Origin of the sequence: Acrocarpospora pleiomorpha (assembly GCF_009687885.1) — a bacterium.
Lineage (GTDB): Bacteria > Actinomycetota > Actinomycetes > Streptosporangiales > Streptosporangiaceae > Acrocarpospora > Acrocarpospora pleiomorpha.
In genome coordinates, this window is sequence record NZ_BLAF01000015.1 from 166,763 (window position 1) to 187,312 (window position 20,550).

The 20,550-nt window shown below is 69.0% G+C and carries 15 protein-coding genes; 12 read left to right on the forward strand and 3 right to left on the reverse strand.

The features are described 5' to 3' along the window. Positions 1-118 precede the first annotated feature (118 nt). The 11 genes from Aple_RS15650 to sppA all read left to right on the forward strand — a co-directional run bounded on the left by Aple_RS15650 (position 119) and on the right by sppA (position 12,255). Positions 119-1,720, forward strand: a complete 1,602-nt coding sequence (locus Aple_RS15650; protein WP_155345310.1) for an ABC transporter substrate-binding protein — start codon at positions 119-121, stop codon at positions 1,718-1,720. Positions 1,721-1,807: 87 nt separating this feature from the next. After that, the gene (locus Aple_RS15655) at positions 1,808-2,752 is read left to right on the forward strand and encodes an ABC transporter permease (RefSeq protein ID WP_155345311.1); all 945 of its coding nucleotides are present in this window, start codon (positions 1,808-1,810) and stop codon (positions 2,750-2,752) included. Further along, a complete protein-coding gene (locus Aple_RS15660; protein ID WP_155345312.1) occupies positions 2,749-3,609 on the forward strand; it encodes an ABC transporter permease in 861 nt (286 codons plus the stop codon). The genes Aple_RS15655 and Aple_RS15660 overlap by 4 nt, the downstream gene beginning before the upstream one ends. Further along, positions 3,609-4,619 (forward strand): ABC transporter ATP-binding protein, encoded by a 1,011-nt coding sequence (locus Aple_RS15665; RefSeq protein WP_155345313.1) that lies wholly within the window; start codon positions 3,609-3,611, stop codon positions 4,617-4,619. The genes Aple_RS15660 and Aple_RS15665 overlap by 1 nt, the downstream gene beginning before the upstream one ends. Continuing rightward, the gene (locus tag Aple_RS15670; protein ID WP_218038340.1) at positions 4,616-5,653 is read left to right on the forward strand and encodes an ABC transporter ATP-binding protein; all 1,038 of its coding nucleotides are present in this window, start codon (positions 4,616-4,618) and stop codon (positions 5,651-5,653) included. The genes Aple_RS15665 and Aple_RS15670 overlap by 4 nt, the downstream gene beginning before the upstream one ends. After that, on the forward strand, positions 5,650-6,522 hold the full coding sequence (locus Aple_RS15675) for an NAD(P)-dependent oxidoreductase (RefSeq protein WP_170321488.1): 873 nt from the start codon (positions 5,650-5,652) through the stop codon (positions 6,520-6,522). The genes Aple_RS15670 and Aple_RS15675 overlap by 4 nt, the downstream gene beginning before the upstream one ends. Further along, positions 6,519-7,253: a cysteine hydrolase family protein gene (locus Aple_RS15680; protein WP_155345316.1), complete on the forward strand. Its 735-nt coding sequence runs from the start codon at positions 6,519-6,521 to the stop codon at positions 7,251-7,253. Before Aple_RS15675 ends, Aple_RS15680 begins: the two co-directional genes overlap by 4 nt. Before the next feature lie 4 nt (positions 7,254-7,257). Continuing rightward, positions 7,258-8,019: an amidohydrolase family protein gene (locus Aple_RS15685; RefSeq protein WP_344316128.1), complete on the forward strand. Its 762-nt coding sequence runs from the start codon at positions 7,258-7,260 to the stop codon at positions 8,017-8,019. Then, entirely contained in the window at positions 8,016-8,951 is a 936-nt protein-coding gene (locus tag Aple_RS15690; protein WP_155345318.1) for a Gfo/Idh/MocA family protein, read from the forward strand. The genes Aple_RS15685 and Aple_RS15690 overlap by 4 nt, the downstream gene beginning before the upstream one ends. Positions 8,952-8,968: 17 nt before the next feature. Next, positions 8,969-10,501, forward strand: coding sequence for a hypothetical protein (locus Aple_RS15695; protein WP_155345319.1), 1,533 nt, complete (start codon positions 8,969-8,971; stop codon positions 10,499-10,501). Between the two features lie 62 nt (positions 10,502-10,563). Then, positions 10,564-12,255, forward strand: a complete 1,692-nt coding sequence (gene sppA / locus Aple_RS15700; protein WP_155345320.1) for a signal peptide peptidase SppA — start codon at positions 10,564-10,566, stop codon at positions 12,253-12,255. A gap of 181 nt (positions 12,256-12,436) precedes the next feature. Here sppA and Aple_RS15705 read toward each other — a convergent pair whose 3' ends face one another. From Aple_RS15705 to Aple_RS15715, 3 genes are read right to left on the reverse strand one after another with little or no spacing between them, the layout of a single operon-like run. Continuing rightward, positions 12,437-13,780, reverse strand: coding sequence for a maltokinase N-terminal cap-like domain-containing protein (locus Aple_RS15705; RefSeq protein ID WP_155345321.1), 1,344 nt, complete (start codon positions 13,778-13,780; stop codon positions 12,437-12,439). A 4-nt stretch (positions 13,781-13,784) separates the two neighbouring features. Next, entirely contained in the window at positions 13,785-15,497 is a 1,713-nt protein-coding gene (treS, locus tag Aple_RS15710) for a maltose alpha-D-glucosyltransferase (RefSeq protein ID WP_155345322.1), read from the reverse strand. Between the two features lie 31 nt (positions 15,498-15,528). Next, positions 15,529-17,613, reverse strand: coding sequence for an alpha-1,4-glucan--maltose-1-phosphate maltosyltransferase (locus Aple_RS15715; protein WP_155345323.1), 2,085 nt, complete (start codon positions 17,611-17,613; stop codon positions 15,529-15,531). Positions 17,614-17,932: 319 nt separating this feature from the next. On the opposite strand from Aple_RS15715, the gene glgP reads away from it, so the two are divergent. After that, positions 17,933-20,536, forward strand: a complete 2,604-nt coding sequence (glgP, locus tag Aple_RS15720; RefSeq protein ID WP_155345324.1) for an alpha-glucan family phosphorylase — start codon at positions 17,933-17,935, stop codon at positions 20,534-20,536. The last annotated feature ends 14 nt before the right edge of the window (positions 20,537-20,550 follow it).

Sequence of the window (20,550 nt, forward strand, 5' to 3'; positions counted from 1 at the left end):
CGTCCTCTCGTGCGTGTGAAATCAATGTAACACTTATGACCTAAGTCAGGGGTCTTGACCGCGGCTCGGATCGCGCCCTAATCTCTGCGCTAGTTACGTGGAACATTAAGGAGGCGGGATGCGACGAACAACGGCGCTTGCCGGGGCCTTTGTGCTGGTCGGCGTGTCTGCGCTGGCCGGTTGTAGCGGCTCGGAACCCGGTGCGTCGAGTGCCCCGAGCACCGCGATCACCGAGATCACCATGTTGCAACCCGAGCCGAGCCAAGGGCTCGATCCCAATATCGCGGCGGCCGACGCCTCGCGTATCCCGATGGCGATGATGTACGAAACCCTCACCGAGCGCGACGCCGACGGCAAGCTCGTCGGCGCGCTCGCGGAGAAGTGGGAGTCCTCGCCGGACAACACGACATACACGTTCACGCTCAAGGGCAACGCCGCCTTCAGCGACGGGACCCCGGTGACCGCGGAGGACGTCAAGTTCTCCTTCGACCGGATGAAGACCGGCGAGGTGATGAAAGGCCTGCTCTCGACGCTGACCGGCGTCGAGGCCGTGGATCAGAAGACGGTGCGGTTCACCCTCTCCGCGCCGTCGCGGATCTTCCCGGAGACGGCCAGCCGGCCGGGCAGCGCGGCGATCCTCTCGAAGAAGGCGGTGGAGGCGAAGCCGGACTACTTCACCCTGCCGACCGCCACCTCCGGGCCGTGGCAACTCACGTCCTATGTCCCGAAGGGCAGCGCGATCTTCGACGCCAACGCGCACTACCCGACGCCGCCGAAGATCAGCAAGATTCGGTACACGTTCTCCGAGGACCCGTCCGGGCATGCCGCCGCCATCGAGAGCGGTTCCGGCGACATCGCCAACATCGGTTACACCGACGCCGAGCGGCTCAAGAGCGGTGGTTCCGTGCAGGTGCTCCAGTCCGACGCGCTCGCCCCCCTGTTCTGGGGCTGGGACCGGACCAAGGCCCCGTTCTCCGACAAGAAGGTCCGCCAGGCGGTGGCCTTCGCGGTGGACCGCGTGGGCCGGCAGACCGCCTGCTGGTCGGGCACCGGCGGGGTCACGTACGGCAACATCCTGCGGCCGTGGGATCCCAACTACACCGAGATCTCCACCTATCAGACGTCGAGCCGGGCGGATGCGATCAGCAAGGCCGACGCGCTGCTCGACGAGGCCGGCTGGGTGCAGGGCGCCGGAGGCGCCCGGACCGCCAAGGGTGTGGCCGGAGTGGCCGACGGCACCCCGTTCAAGGTCTCCGTGCCCTACGAGTCCAACTGGCCGGCCGCCGGCTGCCACGTCCAGGTGCTGCAGCAGAACCTGAAGGACGTCGGCATCCAGGTGACCCCGGAGAAGTACGATCCGGCGGCGTACTGGGGTGACGTGGCCAAGGGCAAGTTCGCCATGTACCACGGCGGCGCCGGCGCCAGCGGAGCCGCGGACCTCTACCAGAACTGGTTCCACACCGGCGGATCGCTCACCTCACTGACCACCCATCTGGAGGATCAGTCGCTGGACGCCAAGATCGATCAGGCGCTCGGCGCGGGCAGCCCGGCGGATGCCACCGCCATCTTCAAGGAACTGGAGCAGTGGCAGGCTGACGAGGTGCCGATGCTGGTGGTCGGCTACCAGTGGCCCCAGGTCGCGGTCAGCAAGCGGGTGCAGAACTTCACCGCCCCGCTGGACGACGACTCCTACAGCCTGGTGCGGGCCAGCGTCGGCTGATCCGGTGCCGAGGCGGCGGTTGACTGTGATCGGTGGTGATCGGCGGGCGCGCCGGTCACCACCGATCCTGGGAAAGGAAGGTGGGCGATGCTCCGGTACGCATTGGGAAGAGTCCTGCTCGCGGTGCCCCTGCTCTTCGGGCTATCCGTGCTCTCGTTCGTCTACGTCAGGCTGATTCCCGGCGATCCGGTCACCGCGATGCTCGGAGTGAACAGCAATCCCACCGTCGTGGCCCAGCTGCGCGAACAGTTCGGCCTGGACCGCCCCCTGCTCGGCCAGTACGGCGACTGGCTCGCCGGGGTAATGCGCGGAGACTTCGGGGTCTCCTTCCGCTCCCAGATGCCGATCAGCACGATCATCGTCGACCGGATCCCGGCCACGCTCCAGCTGGCGGGCGCCGGGCTGGTGGTGTCCCTGCTGATCGCAATCCCGGCGGGGGTGGCCGCCGGCATGCGCCCGGGCTCCCGGCTGGACTCGCTGATCACCTCGGCGACCCTGTTCGGGCTCGCGGTGCCGGCGTTCTTCCTGGGCACCCTGCTGATGCTCTTCTTCTCCTTGAAGCTGAACCTGGTGCCGTCCCAGGGATACGTGCCCTTCGCCGACGATCCGGCGCAGAGCCTCCGGCTGACGGTGTTGCCGGCGCTGACGCTCGGGCTGGCGATCAGTCCGTACCTGGCCCGGTTGACCCGATCCGCGGTGCTCGAGACGGCCCAGGAGCCCTTCGTGCCGTTCGCCCGCGCGAAGGGCCTGGCGCCACGGAAGATCTCCGTCGGTTACGTGCTACGCAACGCCCTGCCCTCGCTCGTCGCGGCGCTGGGGTTGACGGTCGCCTCGCTGATGGCCGGCTCGATCGTGGTGGAGGCACTGTTCAACTGGCCCGGCACCGGTCGCCTGGTCACCGGCGCGGTGACCGAGCGGGACTACGCGATGGTAGAGGCGTTATTGCTCATCTACGGCGGCCTGTTCATCGCGGTCAACCTCGCCTGCGAGATAGCTCAGAGCCTCCTCGACCCGAGGGTAAGGCTGACGTGACCGCCCCGGCCGCTGTTCTCGTCACCGAGCCCCGGCCGGTGGGCCGGCGGCGGACGCCGCTGCTCACCATGGTCGGCGCGACCCTTGGCCTGCTGGTGTTGCTCACCATCGCGATCGGCCCGTGGCTGATCGGCAAGGATCCGTACGCGATCGACATCGGCAACCGGTTCGCCGGTCCGAGCGCGGCACACTGGCTGGGCACCGACGAGCTCGGGCGGGACGTGGCGAGCCGGATCGCGCACGGCGCGCGGGCGACCGCGTTGATCGCGCTCGGCGCGGTGGCCCTCGCCACGGCCATCGCCCTTCCGCTGGGCGTGCTGACCGGGTTCATGGGCGGCTGGCTGGATCTCGTGGTGACCCGGGTGGTCGACCTGTTCTTCGCGATCCCGTCGCTGCTGGTGGCGATCGGCGTGGTCGGGCTCTTCGGCCCGTCGCTGACCACGACCGTGCTGGCGCTCGGGTTGTCGTACTGGCCGTTCTACACCCGGCTGATCAGAGCCGCGGTGGTGAGCATCCGGTCCCGGCCCTACGTCGACGCGGCCCGGGTGCTCGGCGCGTCCCGGCTGCGGGTGATCCGGACCGACATCCTGACTGGGCTGGTCCCGCTGGTGCTGGTCCAGACGACGGTGCTGCTCGGTTTCGCCATCCTCGATGAGGCCGCGCTGGGCTTTCTCGGTCTTGGCGTGCAGCCGCCCCAGGCCTCGTGGGGCTCGCGCCTCGCGGAGAGCCGGGAGTTCATCCTGGTGCATCCGGAGTTGGCGCTGGTCGCGGGCGTCCCCATCGTGCTCGCGGTCTTTGCCATGAACCTGCTCTCCGATTCGCTGCGCGATCGGCTCGACGCGAAGAGGATCGGCTGATGGCCAATGTCACCGAGACCGTGCTGCGGGTGCGGGATCTCGCCGTGGAGTTCTCGCTGCGCGGGAGCGTGGCGCGGGCCGTCGACGGGGTCGGCTTCGACGTGCGCGCCGGGGAGATCGTCGGCATGGTCGGCGAATCCGGCAGCGGCAAGAGCGTGACCATGCTGGCGCTGCTCGGGCTCGTGCCCCGGCCGGGCCGGATCGTGGCCGGTTCGGTGCGGCTGCGCGACATCGAGCTGGGCACGCTCAGCCTCCGGGAGCTGGCCCGGTTGCGGGGGCGGCAGCTGGCGCTCATCCCGTCTGACGCGGGCGCCGCGCTGAACCCGGTGACCCGGATCGGCGCCCAGGTCGGCGAGGGGCTCGCCGCCCACCTGCCCGACCTGCCACGGGCCGAGCGGCCGGCCCGGATCCTGGACATCCTCCGGCGGGTCGGATTGCCACGCCCTGAGCAGCAGGTCCGGCGGTATCCGCACGAACTGTCCGGCGGGATGCAGCAGCGGGTGGCCGTGGCGATGGGGGTACAGCTCGGGCCGGACCTGCTGATCGCCGACGAGCCGACCACCGCCCTCGACGTCACCATCCAGGCCCAGATTCTCCGCCTGCTGCTCGATGTGCGGGAGCAGTCGGGCACCGGCATCCTGTTCGTCACCCACGACATGACCACGGTGGCGGAGATCTGCGACCGGGTCCTGGTGATGTATGCCGGGCAGATCGTGGAGTCGGGTCCCGTGGTCGACGTGTGCACCGCTCCGGCCCACCCGTACACCCGGGCCTTGCTTGACGCCATACCGCCACTGGGCGGTGATCCGCCCGAGGAATTGACCACGATTCCGGGCGCGCCGCCCGATCCGCGCGCCTGGCCGGCCGGTTGCCGCTTCGCCGAACGGTGCTGGCTGCGCAAGCAGTTGGGTGATCCGGACGAATGCACGTCGCTTGCTCCGCACCTCGCCGACCTCGCGTCAGAGGGCAGGCGCAGCCGGTGCCACTTCACCGAGGCGGTGGTCCGGTGACCGGGGAGTCGCTGCTGTCGGTGCGCGGTCTGGTGAAGGACTTCCGGGAGCGCGGGTTCGGGCCCGGACGGCCGACGGTGCGGGCGGTCGACGACGTGTCCTTCGACCTGTATCCCGGCGAAACGCTGGGCCTGGTGGGGGAGAGCGGTTCGGGCAAGACGACGATCGGGCGGCTCATCGTGCGGCTGGAGGAACCGACCGCCGGTCAGGTCGAGCTGCGCGGGCAGGATCTGCGAGGTTTGTCGGGTCGGCGATTGCTGGAGTTTCGTCGCGACGTGCAGATGATCTTCCAGAACACGCAGAACGCCTTCAATCCCCGGCGGACGGTTCGTTCGGTGCTGTCCGATCCGTACCAGATCCACGGGCTCGCCGCTGGAGCGGACCTGGAGGAGCGGATGGGCGCGCTCCTGCGCCAGGTTGGCCTCACGCCCGCAATGCTGGACCGGTATCCACAGCAGTTCAGCGGTGGGCAGCGGCAGCGCCTCGGCATCGCGCGAGCGCTCTCCGTCCAGCCCGCTCTCGTGGTGGCCGACGAACCGGTCTCGGGGCTGGATGTCTCGGTGCAGGCGCAGGTGCTCAACCTGTTCGCCGAACTCCGCCGGGAACTCGGCCTGGCCATGTTGTTCATCAGCCATGATCTGCGCGCTGTGTACTTCCTTTGCGAGCGGATCGCGGTGTTGTATCTGGGCCGGCTGGTGGAGATCGGTCCACGTCGGACGCTGCTGGAGAACCCGGTGCATCCGTACACGCGGGCGTTGATCGGTTCGATACCCGTGTTCCGGCCGGGTGGCGGCTTCACCCGCACGGTGATCCAGGGCGAGATCTCGGACTCCGGGCCGGTCGCGGCAGGCTGCCATTTCGCGCCCAGATGTCCCTTGTGGCGGGAACTGGGCCAGCCGGCGCGCTGCCGCGAGGAACGCCCGCTCCTGCGCCCGGCGGCCGGCGGCGGCCTGGCCGCCTGCCATTTCGCCGAGTCGTCGCCCCCGCTCGCCGCGCCCGCGGCGAAACTGGCCGGTTCGGGAGGGATCGGATGAGGATCGGTTGGATCGGCACGGGCCTGATGGGCGAGCCGATGGTGGCGCGGCTGGTCGCGGCCGGGCACCAGGTGAGCGTGCACAACCGGACCCGGGCCAGGGCGGAACCGTCGCTGGCCCTGGGCGCGGGCTGGGCCGGCTCGATCGCGGCGGCGGCCCGGGATCGCGACGTGGTCATCACCATGCTGCCGTTTCCCGCCGACGTCGAGGCGGCCTACCTGGGCCCGGACGGCATCCTCGCGAACGCCTCGCCCGGCACCGTCGCGGTGGACATGTCGACGTCGTCGCCCGCGCTGGCCCGGCGGCTGGCCGACTTCACCGGAGGTTCGGTCCTGGACGCTCCGGTGAGTGGCGGGCCCGCCGGCGCGCGGAGCGGCGCGCTCTCCATCTTCGTGGGTGGTGCCGCCGACGCGTTCGAGCGGGTCCGACCGGTCTTCGAGGTGCTCGGCTCGACCGTCGTGCACCACGGACCGGCCGGTGCCGGGCAGGCCGCGAAGCTGGTCAACCAGGCCCTCGTGGCGAACCTGACGCTCGGCATCTGCGAGGCCTACGCGGTCGCCGAGGCGGCAGGGCTCGATCCGGCACTGGTCCACGAGTCGGTACGGGTCGGGGTGGCGGGTTCGCCCCTGCTCGACTTCGCCTGGTCCCGGCTGAGCGACGGCGACCTGGAGCCCGGATTCAAGGTGGCGCACCTGGCCAAGGACCTCGCCCTGGCCCTCGACGAGGTCGGCGACACGCGCCGGCTGCCCGGCACCAGCCTGGTACGCGAGCTGTGCCAAGCGGTGGCCGACACCCTCGGCGGGGACCGGGGCACGCAGGCTCTCATCACCCAAACCCAGCCGACTGTCCCCAGCGAAGGACAACGATGACGCTGACCCTGACCGGCCGGTACTACCGGATGTACCCGTCGTTCGACAACCCGCTCGGCCACGCGGAGGAAGAGCTGGAACTCGACCCGGCGCGGACCGGATTCCTCATCGTGGACGCCTACGGCCGGGGCTTCGACGACGAGGAGGAGCATCCCGGCCTGGCCGGCATCTACGCCCCCGACCCCGTCGTGAAAGAGATCGTCCGGGAACACATCGTCCCGGCCAGGGAGGCGGCGCGACAGGCCGGCCTGCCGGTCGTCTACCTCACCAACCATCTCTCACCAGGTCTCACGGAGCGCACGGAGTGGCGCAACCTCTCCATGCGCACCTGCGACGTGGACGTCCTGGACGCGTGGCGGGAACCCAACGACATCCTGGCCTTCTCCAAGGTGATCGCGCCCGGCGACGGGGAACCGCTGATCCGCAAGCAGATGTACAGCGGCTTCTACGAGACCACGCTGGACTCCACGCTGCGGGCGCGCGACATCCGCGACCTGGTGGTGGTCGGCTTCGACAGCCGGATCTGCCTCGGCAACACGGTCACCGAGGCGATGTACCGGGGATACCGGGTGGTGGTCCTGCGCGACTGCGTCCGGACATTCGAGTATCCGGAGACGCGCGAGGGCGAGCTGGCCAACCTCCTGGCGATCCGGTACATCGAGTCCAACGTGGGGTATACCGCCACGTCAGCGCAGTTCGCGGCGGCCTGCGCGCGGTTGGCGGGCGGCTGACCGCGTGATCGTCGACTGCCATGTCCACGTGGGACTCACCAAGTACCGGCCGGTCACCGACTATCTCGACACCATGAAGACGCACGGGATCGCCCGCGCCGTCCTCGTGCAGTATCTGGGCAACCCCGACAACGGATACCTGGAGCGTTGCGTGCTCGAGCGCCCGGACCTGTTCGCCGGAGTCGCGCTGGTGGACCCCCAGGATTCCCGCGCGCCGCGGCTCGTCGACGAGATCGGCGAGCGCGGCGTGCTGAGGGGGGTACGGCTCCCGGCTGGCGGCACGCCATCCGGCGTCTGGCGGGCGATGGACACGCATCGGCTGGTCGCCAGCGTCACCGGGCCGTTCGCCGACGTCACCGGCGACGCGTTCCTGGACATCGTCGACCGGCACCCGGGCGTGCACTTCAGGCTCGAGCATCTCGGCTGGCTGAAGCTGGCCGACGATCCCCCGCCGTATCGCGGATTCCGCCGGTTCCTCAGGCTGGCCGAGCGCCCGAACACCTCCACCTCGTGGTCGGGCTTCTTCCTCAACGCCGGCACCCCGTACCCCTATCCGGACGCGGAGCCGTACCTGCGGATGTCCCTGGCGGCGTTCGGGGTGGACAGGCTCATGTGGAGCGGGGACTGGAACCGGGCGGGCGGCACCGACGCCGACTATGCCGCGGCCGTCGAGCATGTCACCGGCCACATGCCGTTCCTCAGCGACGAGGACCGGGACCGGGTGCTGGGCCGCAGCGCCGACACGATCTTCGGAGGGATTTCATGAACATCGGCATTCTCGGGCCGGGCGCGATCGGCGCCTGCCACGCCCGGGCGATCCGCGCCGCAGGCGGCAGGATCGTCGCGGTGGCCGGGCCGAAGCCCGAGGAGAACGCCGAGTTCGCCGCCGAGCACGACATTCCCCGCGCCTACGCGGACACCGCGGCGCTGCTCGCCGACGACGAGGTGAGCGCGGTCGTGGTCGCCGCGCCCAGCCCCGTGCACGCCTCGCTCACCGTCGCCGCGCTGCGGGCCGGGCGGGACGTGCTGTGCGAGATCCCGGCCGGGGTGTCCCTGGCCGAGGCCGAACTGGTGGCGCGCACCGCCGCGGAGACGGGACGGTCCGTCGCGATGGGCCACACGTTGCGGTTCTGGGCGCCGCACCTGGAGGTGCGGGCCCGCGTCGAGCGCGGCGAGCTGCGGCTACGCCACGTCGTGGCCCGCTCGCTGCAACTGAGGCAGAGCAACGTGGGCTGGACCGGCAGGGCCCGGGACTGGACCGACAGCGTGCTCTGGCACCATGGCGCGCATCTCGTCGACGCGGCGCTGTGGCTGCTCGACGCGCCCGAGGTCAGCGTGTCCGGCCGGTGCGGGCCGGCCTGGCCGGGCAGCGACAGCCCGATGGACGTCGGTGCGGTGCTGGCCACCCCCGCCGGCGACCTGGCTACGCTCTCGCTGTCCTACCACTCCCGGGAGCCGGTCAGCGACTACATCCTGATCGCCGAAGACCAGACCCTGCACATCAGAGACGGCCGCCTGTACGGGCCCGACGGCGTGATCGTCGACTCGCCCGGCGTCGCGGCCACCCAGGACGCGGCGATCGAGGCACAGGACGCTGATTTCCTCGCCGCCGTCGCCGAGGGCCGCGCCCCGCGTTGCACGGTGGCAGACGTGCTGCCGGCCATGCGAGTGCTGGACGCCTTGGAGACCGTTCCATAACCCAGCGAGGAGTCCGTGTGAACCGACTCACCTTCCGATTAGCGATGTGCCTGCTGGTGACCGCGGCCGTCGGCTTGACCGGCGTGGCGCCGGCAGCCGCGAACCCGCCCGCCGTGGGCAACGTCATCACCCTCTCCGGCGGTGTCGTGCTGCCGGTCTACCCGGTGACCGGCAGCGCGACCGTCAGCGCCGTCGGCTTCCAGCTCACCGGCGGCACCCTGCGCGCCGTCGACCAGTCCGGCACCCAGCTCTGGACCGCGAGCACCACCGGGTACGGACCCTACGGCGGCTTCGACTACGACGCCGACGGCTGGCCCGACGTCTTCGTCGTGGTGTCCGCGTCCACGGGCACCACGTGCGGCACCACCCCGGTCGTCACCACCACGCTGTACTTCTACAGCGGACAGACCGGAACCCGGCAGACGCCGCTCTCCCCGCTCACGGACATCTGCTGGAACTTCGGCAGCACGATCTATCCGACCCACCAGTGGACCGAGAACGGCGTGCTGTGGGGCGCCACGAACAAGATCGCGGTTTCGCCGTACTATGCGAGCACCTCGTGGTTCTTCGGCTTCAACGGCAGCTCGTTCACCACCGACGGGGCGCTCTACTTCCCGTCCACGTCGTCGTATGACGCCACCTACACCAACGCCCAGGCCAACACGTATCCGACGGGCACCAAGTACATCACCAACTCCCATGCGGCCAACGGGCTCATCGTCAACGTGTCGGGTCAGGAACGGCTGGTGTTCTGGACCTCGGGGCGGGTCGCGCAGTACGCGGTCGGGCCGTTGAGCGCGAGCCAGCTCGTGGCCGACCGGCCCTACCTCACCGGGGGGCGCACCGACATCGGCGGGCGCAACTACGGTGTCGTCGCGGTCGACCCAGGAAACTCCAGCAAGGTGGTGCTGGTCGCCGGGACCAGCAACTACTCCCTCTATCTGGACCGGCTCTCCGGCACCATGACCCGCGACCCGTGGGGTGGCATCGAGCGGCACGTCTCGGTCTACAACCTCGGCTCGAACACCGTCGATGACCGGTTCTACTCCTACGCTCACGACAACAGTGACGGCGACAAGTACGAGAACCGGGTGTCGTATCCGGCGAATCCCTTCGTACGGACCGGCGGAACGTCGCGGATCGCGTACAACGTCTACACCGGAGGGCGCTGGTACCTGCACATCTCGGACCCGGGGGCCACCACCGATCGGTACGCCATCAAGGACCTGTTCCTCTGGGACATCGCCGATGTCGACGGGGACGGGGTGGACGACTGGCTCGTCTCGCCGACCCGCGACGCCGGTGAGCCGGACGTGCCCGGCTACTACTACCCGAAGTGGCAGACCAACATGTACCACTGGAACGAGGCCACCGCGTCGCTGACCAACTTCCGCACCGAGGTCGGTTACATCCCGCACTTCCAGCAGACGTTCAACCGGCCGACGGCCACGTCCAGTGACGGGTACCTGACGCCCGCGCAGACGTACATGGACGGTAGCCAGCTGAAGCTCATGATGATCAACAGCGCCGGAACCGTTTCGGCCCGCTGACGGGTGCGGCGGCCCTCACCAGGGCCGCCGCATTGTCGCCGGGGTCGCTTAGGGTGGCGGGTATGGACGCGACGAGGACGATCGTGGAGACCGTTGGGCGGATGCGGCAGCGCCGCACGGGGCCCCTGGTCCTTGAGCTGGACCTGACCGAAGGGCTGACGGAGGGGCCGCCCTCCGATCCGCTGGGCGCGCTGCTGACCATGCGCAAGCCGCGCCTGGCCGACGTGCTCGCGGGGCTGCGCAGGGCCCGCAAGGATCCCCGGGTCAAGGCGCTGATCGTGAAGATCGGCGGCGGCCCGCTGGGGCTCGGCATGGTGCAGGAGCTGCGCGGCGCGGTCCTGAAGCTGCGCGCCGCCGGGAAGCTGACCGTGGCGTATGCGGAGACGTTCGGCGAGTTCGGCACCGGAACCGTGCCCTACTACCTGGGCAGCGCGTTCGAGCGGGTCTACCTGCAGCCGTCCGGCGACGTGGGCCTGACCGGGATCGCGCTGGAGCAGCGGTTCGTGAAGGACGCGCTGGCCAAGCTGAGCGTGGAGTATCAGGTCGGGCAGCGGCACGAGTACAAGACCGCGGCCAACATGTACACCCAGGATCACATGACCGACGCGCATCGCGAGTCGGCGTCCCGGATCGCGGAGTCGGTCACCGAGCAGATCGTGGCGGGAATCGCGGAGTCGCGGCGGCTGGATCCGGCCCGGGTGCGCGAGCTGATCGACGAGGGGCCTTTCATCGGCGCGGAGGCGCTGGAAGCCGGTCTGATCGATGGCCTGAAATATCGTGACGAGGTATACGCCGAGGTCGTGCCCGAGGGCGCTCATCTCCAGTATGTGGCGCGGTATGCCAAGCTCGGCGTGCCCCGGAAGTTGCCGCATCCGGGGGAGGACGTGGTGGCGCTGGTCCAGGGTGAGGGGCCGATCCGGATGGGCCGCAGCGGGCGCTCCCCGCTGGGCGGCGGCAGCGCGATGGGCTCCGACACCATCGCCGCCGCGCTGCGCTCCGCGCGCCGCGACGACAAGGTCCGCGCGATCGTGTTCCGGGTGGACAGCCCCGGCGGGTCGTATGTGGCGTCCGACACGATCTGGCGGGAGGTCGTGCTGGCCCGCAAAGCCGGGAAATCAGTGATCGTCTCGATGGGTGACGTGGCCGCGTCGGGTGGCTACTTCGTGGCCATGGCCGCCGATGTGATCGTGGCCCAGCCGGGCACGTTGACCGGCTCGATCGGGGTCTTCGGCGGCAAGCCGGTGCTGGGGGAGCTGCTCAACCGGGTCGGCGTGGTGTCGGAGACGATCACCGAGGGCGCCAACGCCGGGATGTTCTCGCTCACCCGGGGGTTCTCGGAAGCCCAGTGGGGACGGGTCAACGCCTGGCTGGACCGGATTTACGATGACTTCGTCGGCAAAGTGGCCGAAGGGCGGAATCTGGGCCGGGAGCGGGCGCACGAGCTGGCCCGTGGCCGGGTCTGGACCGGCGCGGACGCGCGGGAGAACGGCCTGGTCGACGAGCTCGGCGGGCTTGAGGACGCGCTGTCGCTGGCTCGTAAGCGCGCCGGGTTGCCGGTCGACGCCCCTGTTCGCTCCTACCCCCGGTTGAACCCGCTGGAACGGCTGCGCCCGGCGGAGTCCAGCGAGGACAAGGCCGCCGCGCTGACCAGGATCCGCCTGGAGGCCTGGGGCCCGATGTCGGCCCTGGCGGCCGAACTCGGCCTGCCCGCCTTCGGCCCGCTGATCCTCCCCGGCCAGTGGACCATCCGCTGATTATCCCTGGGAGGGATCCCCGCGAGGTGGTCCGCACGGAGATCCGCCTTTTGACGCCGGTTCCGCTGACTATCCCTGCGTGGGATATCTCTGGGAGGGATATCCGCGAGACATCAGGCCGCGAGATGGGCATCTGCGGAGGATGTCCCCCGGGTAGGGCCGCCGGATATTTCGGGATCTGTTATTCCTGGAAGGCGGCCAACGGGATCGGCAGCCATGTGGGTCGGTTACGGGCCTCGTAGACGACTTCGTACACGGCTTTGGAGAGTTTCAAGGCGTGCAGCAGCACGGCGTCCGCGCCGGTGATGCTGCCACCGGCTTCGGTGTAACCGGCCAGGAAGGCGGCGCGGTTGCGGGCCGACCACTCCTGCGCGCGGGACACCAGCGAGGCCGCGTCCGGATGGTCGGCCAGCAGGTGCCGGGCCGCGTACTCGATCGAGCGCAGCATGCCCGCGACATCCCGCAGTGGCGAGTCCAGCGCCCGCCGCTCGGCCAGCGGCTGCCCGGGCTCGCCCTCGAAGTCGAGCACCACCCAGTCGGCCGCCGTCCGCATCACCTGCCCGAGGTGGTAATCCCCGTGCACCCGCTGGACGGCCACCGGACGGTCGATATCGGCCAGCCGGTCATAGGCCGCGTGCGCCACCTCCGCGTGCGCGTCCAGTTGCGGCACCTCCACGATGGCCCGATCCAGCCGCCGCCTGAACCGCTCCGTCATGCGCTTGACCTCGGGCGGCTCGATCACCGCCGTCGGGAAGGCCCGAGCCAGATCCCGGTGCACCTGCGCGGTCGCCGTGCCCAGCCGCCTCGCCTCGGCCGCGAAGTCACCCCCGGCGTCGGCCGCCGACACGTCCCTGGGCTGGGCGTAAAGATCGCGCACGCTCGTCAGCGCCATCGCCCAGCCCTCGCTGGAGTTGGACAGGAACTCCTGCATGATCGCCAGCGTGGTCGTCTCCCCGTCCAGCGTGGTCTCGATCCACCCGTACGGCTTCGCCACATGCGAGGACCCCTGCGCCGCCAGCGCGGTCACGATCTCCAGCTCCGGATTGATCCCCGGGATCAGCGCGCGGAACTGCTTCAGGATGTACTTGTCGCCATAAACGATCGAGGTGTTGGACTGCTCGGCCGTCATCACCAGGCTGCGCGGCGTCGTGTCGATCTCGACTCCGGGAACCCGGTGGAAGGCCAGCGGATCGACCCTCAGGTTCACATCCATACCGGTCAGCAGCCAGCTGGTCAGGCTGGCGTCGTGCGCCGCGTCGAACGCGTAACGATCACGGCCACCCCATTCGGTCCGCCCGATCATCGCGTGCCTGAGCCGGTCCGGGATCTCGTCCCGCAGCCCCAGCAGGAGCTGGTAACGGGTGACCCGATCCCCTTGCCGTACCGAGATGATCAGATGGGCGAGGATCGGGTCGTCGGCCGCGAGCTGGGTGCTCGACTCGATCGACAGCTCGTCGATCGGGCGCCCCTTACCGGCGAACCAGCGTTGAGTGGCAATCCAGCCGGTAAGGAGCTCGGTCAGCACGTTTTTAGTCCTCCCGTGACACCGGTGGGATGGTGAACCAGTAGAAACCATGCCCCGGAAGCGTCAAAAGATACGGAAGTTCACCAATTCGGGGGAAGGGGACGCCCCCCATGGTCTCCACCGGCTCCGCGCCCTCGAAGCGCCGCAGGTCCAGTTCGACCGGCTGCGGGAAGCGGGACAGGTTGTTGACGCAGAGCACCCGGTCGTCGCCCAGCTCCCGGACGAAGGCCAGCACGCTCGGGTTGGAGGAGTTGAGCTCGATGAACTCGCCGAGGCCGAACACCGGGTGCCGCTTGCGGATGTCGATCATCCGCTTGGTCCAGTGCAGCAGCGAGCCCGAGCTCTTCTGCTGCGCCTCGACGTTGATCGCCTGGTAGCCGTAGATCGGGTCCATCACCGGCGGCAGGTAGAGCCGGCCCGGATCGCAGGTGGAGAAGCCCGCGTTCCGGTCGGGCGTCCACTGCATCGGCGTACGGACTCCGTCGCGGTCGCCCAGCCAGATGTTGTCCCCCATCCCGATTTCGTCCCCGTAATAGAGCACCGGTGAACCCGGAAGGGACAAAAGGAGCGCCGTGAAGAGCTCGATCTGGTTCCTGTCGTTCTCCAGCAGGGGGGCCAGACGGCGGCGGATGCCCACGTTCGCGCGCATCCGGGGGTCCTTGGCGTACTCGGAGTACATGTAGTCGCGCTCTTCGTCGGTGACCATTTCGAGGGTGAGCTCGTCGTGGTTGCGGAGGAAGATGCCCCACTGGCAGTTCTCCGGGATCTTCGGGGTCTGCGCCATGATCTCCGAGATCGGGTAACGCGACTCCCGCCGTACGGCCATGAAGATGCGCGGCATCAGCGGGAAGTGGAACGCCATGTGACATTCGTCACCACCGGTGACCGGGTCGCCGAAGTATTCGACCACGTCGGCCGGCCACTGGTTGGCTTCCGCCAGCAGCACCCGGTCGGGGTAGAGGCGGTCCACCTCGGCGCGGACCCGCTTGAGGTACTCGTGGGTCCTGGGCAGGTTCTCGCAGTTGGTGCCCTCCTGCTCGAACAGGTAGGGGATGGCGTCCATCCGGAACCCGTCGATGCCGAGGTCCAGCCAGAACCGCAGCACCTCCAGCATCGCCTCCTGCACGTCCGGGTTCTCGTAGTTGAGGTCCGGCTGGTGGCTGAAGAAGCGGTGCCAGTAGTACTGGCCGCGGACCGGGTCGTGGGTCCAGTTGGACGTCTCGGTGTCGATGAAGATGATCCGGGCGTCCTTGTACTTCTCGTCGTTGTCGTGCCAGACGTAGAAGTCGCCGTACGGTCCGTCCGGGTCGCGCCGGGAGGCCTGGAACCACGGGTGCTGGTCGCTGGTGTGGTTCATGACCAGGTCGGCGACGACCCGGATACCGCGCTTGTGGGCCTCGTCGACCAGCCTCACGAAGTCCCCGAGGTCCCCAAATTCCGGCAAAATCTTCATAAAGTCGGCGATGTCGTATCCGCCGTCTCGGAGGGGGGATTCGTAGAGCGGGAGCAGCCAGAGGCAGTCGATCCCGAGCCACTGGAAGTAGTCGAGCTTCTCGATCAGGCCGCGAATGTCGCCCGTGCCGTCCCCGTTGGAGTCGGCGAAGCCCCGGATCAGCACTTCATAGAACACCGCCCGCTTATACCAGTACTGGTCGCGGGGTTTTTCGTGCGTGAAGGTGTTCGGGATGGGCTGATGCTGATTCGGCGTAAGGCTCACCGTTGTACTCCCCGGTTGTGCAGGGCTGTCCTCACGGGCGGTGCGCTGACCCGTGACGCAGCGTGAAGACGTGTGCGGGATTGACATGTGGATCGAGGCGCACGTAATTGGACTGCCGCCAGCGGTACGACTCGCCCGACAGCTCGTCGTCCACGACGAACTCGGCATGCCAGTCGAGACCTAGGGCCGGCAGATCCAGATGGACGGTGCCCTCATGGGTGTTGTGCGGATCCAGGTTGACGACAGCCAGAACGACGTCGCCTAGGGCGTGCCGTCGTGTGGCCGTGTCGTAGGCGCCGGGGAGCCGCTTCGAGAAGCAGATCACATCCGGCTGATCGCAGTTGTGAAACCGTAGATTACGCAATTCCTGGAGTGCCGGGTGTGCTCTTCTGAACAAATTGAGCTGCGTGATGAGCGGAGCGAGGCTGCGCCCCTCCCGTTCGGCCGCCGCCCAGTCCCTCGGCCGGTACTGGTACTTCTCGCTGTCCAGGTATTCCTCGCTGCCCGGCCGGACCGCGACGTTCTCGCCCAGTTCATATCCCGCGTACACCCCCCAGGTCGGCGCCGTCAGCGCGGCCAGCACCGCGCGGATCTTGAAGGCGGGTATGCCACCGTTTTGAAGGTACTCATGCAAGATGTCGGGAGTGTTGACGAAGAGATTCGGGCGCAAAAAATGTCCCGTTTCGTGGGCTAGCTCCGAGAGGTACTCCTCCAGCTCGGCGCGGGAGTTCTTCCAGGTGTAGTACGTGTACGACTGGTGGAACCCGACCTTCGCCAGCGCGCGCATCATGGCCGGACGGGTGAACGCCTCCGACAGGAACAGCACGTCCGGGTCGTCGGTCCGGATGTCGGCCAGCAGCCGCTCCCAGAACGCCACCGGCTTGGTGTGCGGGTTGTCCACCCGGAAGATCCGTACGCCATGGTCCATCCAGTGCAGCACCACCCGCTTGACCTCGGCGTAGATCCCGGCCGGATCCTTGTCGAAGTTGAGTGGGTAGATGTCCTGGTATTTCTTGGGCGGATTCTCGGCGTACGCGATGGACCCGTCGGCCCGGATGTTGAACCACTCCGGATGTTCCTTCACCCACGGATGGTCCGGCGAGCACTGCAGCGCCAGATCGAGCGCGACCTCCATGCCCAGCTCGCGGGTCCGCGTGACAAAGGCGTCAAAGTCCTCGATCGTCCCCAGATCCGGATGAATCGCGTCATGCCCGCCTTCTTCCGAGCCGATCGCCCACGGCGAACCCGGATCGAACGGCTCCGGGGTCAGCGTGTTGTTGCGCCCCTTGCGGAACGCCACCCCGATCGGGTGGATCGGTGGCAGATAGACCACGTCGAAGCCCATCTGGGCGACCGCGGGCAGGCGCTTGGCCGCCGTCGCGAACGTGCCGGAGACGGGCACGCCGTCCTCGATCACCGCCCCCTCCGAGCGGGGGAAGAACTCATACCAGGAGCCGAACAGCGCCCGCCGCCGGTCCACCCGGATCCGCGCCGGCGTCGCCTTCGTGACCAGGTCACGCAGCGGATGCGCGGCGATCAGCGCCAGCGTCTCCGGCAGCTGCGCCACCGCGAACCTGGCCCGCGGATCCACCTCGTCGTCCCGCAGCCGCGCGGCCAGCGCCAGCAGGGCGGCCCGGTGCCCGCACATCCGCAGCTCCGCCTGGAGCAGCGCCCGATCGCTCGCCTTCACCAGCCGTTTCGCGCCCGGCAGGCAGTCACCGGCCCGCACCGCCTTGGCGGCGCGCTCGAACAGGCGGGCGCCCTCCTCGCACATCAGGTCGGCGTCGAGCCCTCGGGGGATCTTGATCCCGGCGTCGTGCAGCCAGGTCGCCACCGGGTCGCTCCACGCCTCCACCCGGAAGGACCACAACCCTTCCGAGGGCAGGGTCACGCTCACCCCCCACCGATCGGTGCCCGGCGCGAGCTCGCGCATGGGCTGCAGCCGCCCGGCCGCGCCCTGGGGGTCGATCAGCACGACCCCCGCGGCGACCGCGTCGTGTCCCTCCCGGAACACGGTGGCGCTGATCTCGAAGGTTTCCCCTGCGGCCGCCTTCGCGGGACGCTTCCCGCAGTCGACGACAGGGTGGATGTCCTGGATTGGGATTCTTCCGATCATCGTTTCTCAACGTAGCGGCGGCACACCCGGTGCCGCCGGAGCTCACGGGGCAGGATCGATCTTTACTCGGAGTCGGGCAGCACGAACCACGACCCGCCGAGCGGGCCGGTGGCTCATACAGGAGTTGCCCCAATGCTCCATGTTTACCCATGGATATGAAAGAGCATGGCGACGGTCAACTCCAATCCTTCCGCCGAGCCGTGGACTGGCAGCGGATTCACGGGCGGGGACTGCGGATCTGTGATGTTTGAGTCCGTGGGGCAATGGTGAGAGCTGTATGTGCTCCTCCACCCCCTCACATCCCCTAGGGTCTGGCCACGTGAGAGCTATTCGCAGGTTCACCGTCCGTACCGTCCTTCCGGCCGAACTCGCCCCGCTCGGTGAGCTGGTCCAGAATCTCCGCTGGTCGTGGCACCCGGAGACGATGGACCTGTTCGCCGACGTGGATCCCGACGTGTGGGAGCGCGTCGGCCACGATCCGGTGGCGTTGCTCGGCGCCGTGGCCGCCGACCGGCTGCGCGAACTCGCCCGCGATCGCCGCTTCCTGCGTCGCCTGGCCGACGCGGCCGACGACCTCCGGGAGTACATGACCGCCCCGCGGTGGTACCAGACCCTCCCCAGCGGCCCCGCCGCCATCGGCTATTTCTCCCCCGAGTACGGCATCGCCGCCGCGCTCCCGCAATACTCCGGCGGCCTGGGCATCCTCGCCGGAGACCATCTGAAGGCCGCCAGCGACCTGGGCGTGCCGATCCTGGGGGTCGGCCTGCTCTACCGGCACGGCTACTTCTCGCAGTCGTTGTCGCCGGAGGGCTGGCAGCAGGAGCACTACCCGTCGCTGGACCCCGGCGGCCTGCCGCTGTCGCTGCTGAAGGAGGAGGACGGCACGCCGTCCAGGATCCGGATCGGCCTGCCCGGGGGGCGCACGCTGCACGCCCAGATCTGGGTGGCCCAGGTCGGGCGCATCCCGCTGCTGCTGCTCGACTCCGACGTCGCCGACAACGACGCCGCCGCCCGCGACGTCACCGACCGCCTCTACGGTGGTGGTGGCGATCACCGACTCATGCAGGAACTGCTGCTCGGGATCGGTGGCGTACGGGCGCTGCGTGCGTACTGCAGGATCACCGGCCATGCCGAACCCGAGGTCTTCCACACCAACGAGGGTCACGCCGGCTTCCTCGGGCTTGAGCGCATTCGCGAGCTCACCGAGGCGCGGCTGTCCTTCGACGAAGCGCTGGAGGCGGTGCGGGCGGGCACGGTGTTCACCACCCACACCCCCGTTCCGGCCGGGATCGACCGGTTCCCGGCGGAGATGATCGGGCGGCAGTTCGGCGGCGACAACGCCTGGCCGACCGTCGACGTCGATCGCATCCTGGAACTCGGGGCCGAGCCTGAGGCGGCGGACGGGGACGGCGAGAAGGCCGTCTTCAACATGGCCGTCATGGGCATGCGGCTGGCGCAGCGCGTCAACGGCGTGTCGGTGCTGCACGGCGAGGTCAGCCGGGAGATGTTCCAGGGGTTGTGGCCCGGGTTCGATCTCTCCGAGGTGCCGATCGGGTCGATCACCAACGGGGTGCACGCGCCGACCTGGGTGGGGCGTGAGGTGATGGAGCTGGCCGGGAAGGAACTGCCGACGCTGGTCGATCGCACGCAGGGCTGGGACAGCGTGCAGAAGCTGTCAGAAGGCGATATCTGGACCATTCGCGGTCAGCTCAGGGCCCGGTTGGTCGAGGACGCGCGTAAGCGGCTGCGGCGGTCCTGGCGGGAGCGTGGCGCGTCGGAAGCCGAGCTGGGCTGGACCGACGAGGCGCTCGATCCCGGCGTGCTGACCATCGGGTTCGCGCGGCGGGTGCCGTCCTACAAGCGGCTCACGCTCATGCTCAGCGACCCCGACCGGCTGCGGGACCTGCTGCTCGACCCTGCCAAGCCGGTCCAGATCCTGATCGCGGGCAAGGCCCACCCCGCCGACGAGGGCGGTAAGAAGCTCATCCAGCAGATCGTGAAATTCGCTGACATGGAGGATGTGCGGCATCGCATCGTCTTCCTGCCCGACTACGACATGGCCCTAGGCCAGCTGCTCGTCCAGGGCTGCGACGTGTGGATGAACAACCCGCTGCGCCCGCTGGAGGCCTGCGGTACCTCCGGCATGAAGGCCGCGCTCAACGGCGGTCTCAACCTCTCCATCCGCGACGGCTGGTGGGACGAGTGGTATGACGGCACCAACGGCTGGGCCATCCCCACCGCCGACGGCGTCACCGACCCCGACCGCCGCGACGAGCTCGAAGCCGCCGCCCTCTACGACCTCATCGAACGCGAGGTCGCCGACCGCTTCTACGACCGCGCCGCCGACGGCCTCCCGCGCCGCTGGCTCGAAATGGTCAAACACACCCTCAGCTCACTCGGCCCCAAGGTCCTGGCCGGCCGCATGCTCCGCGACTACGTCATCGAGCTGTACGCCCCCGCCGCCGACTCGGCCCGAACCCTCTCCGCCGACCACTACCACGGCGCCAAGTCCTTCGCCGCCTGGAAACTCCGCGTCTCCCAGGCCTGGCCGGGCATCCGCGTCGAACACGTCGAAACCTCCGGCATCGGCGACACCCCCGAACTGGGCGCCACCATGGAAATCACCGCCACCATCGCCCTAGGCGACCTCTCCCCAGAAGACATCCACGTGCAATCCGGCTACGGCCGCGTAGGCCCCCACGACGAACTCCTCGACCCCACCTACGTCACCCTCACCCCCGGCCATCCCGGCGACGACGGCCGCGCCCCCTTCACGGGCACCATCCCCCTAGACCGCACCGGCGCCTTCGGCTACTCCGTCCGAGTCGTCCCCCACCACCCCCTGATGGCCTCCCCAGCCGAACTAGGCCTCATCACCGTCCCGGAAGAACCCGCCGGAATGACCAACGGTACATTGCGCTGACCACGCGTATACCC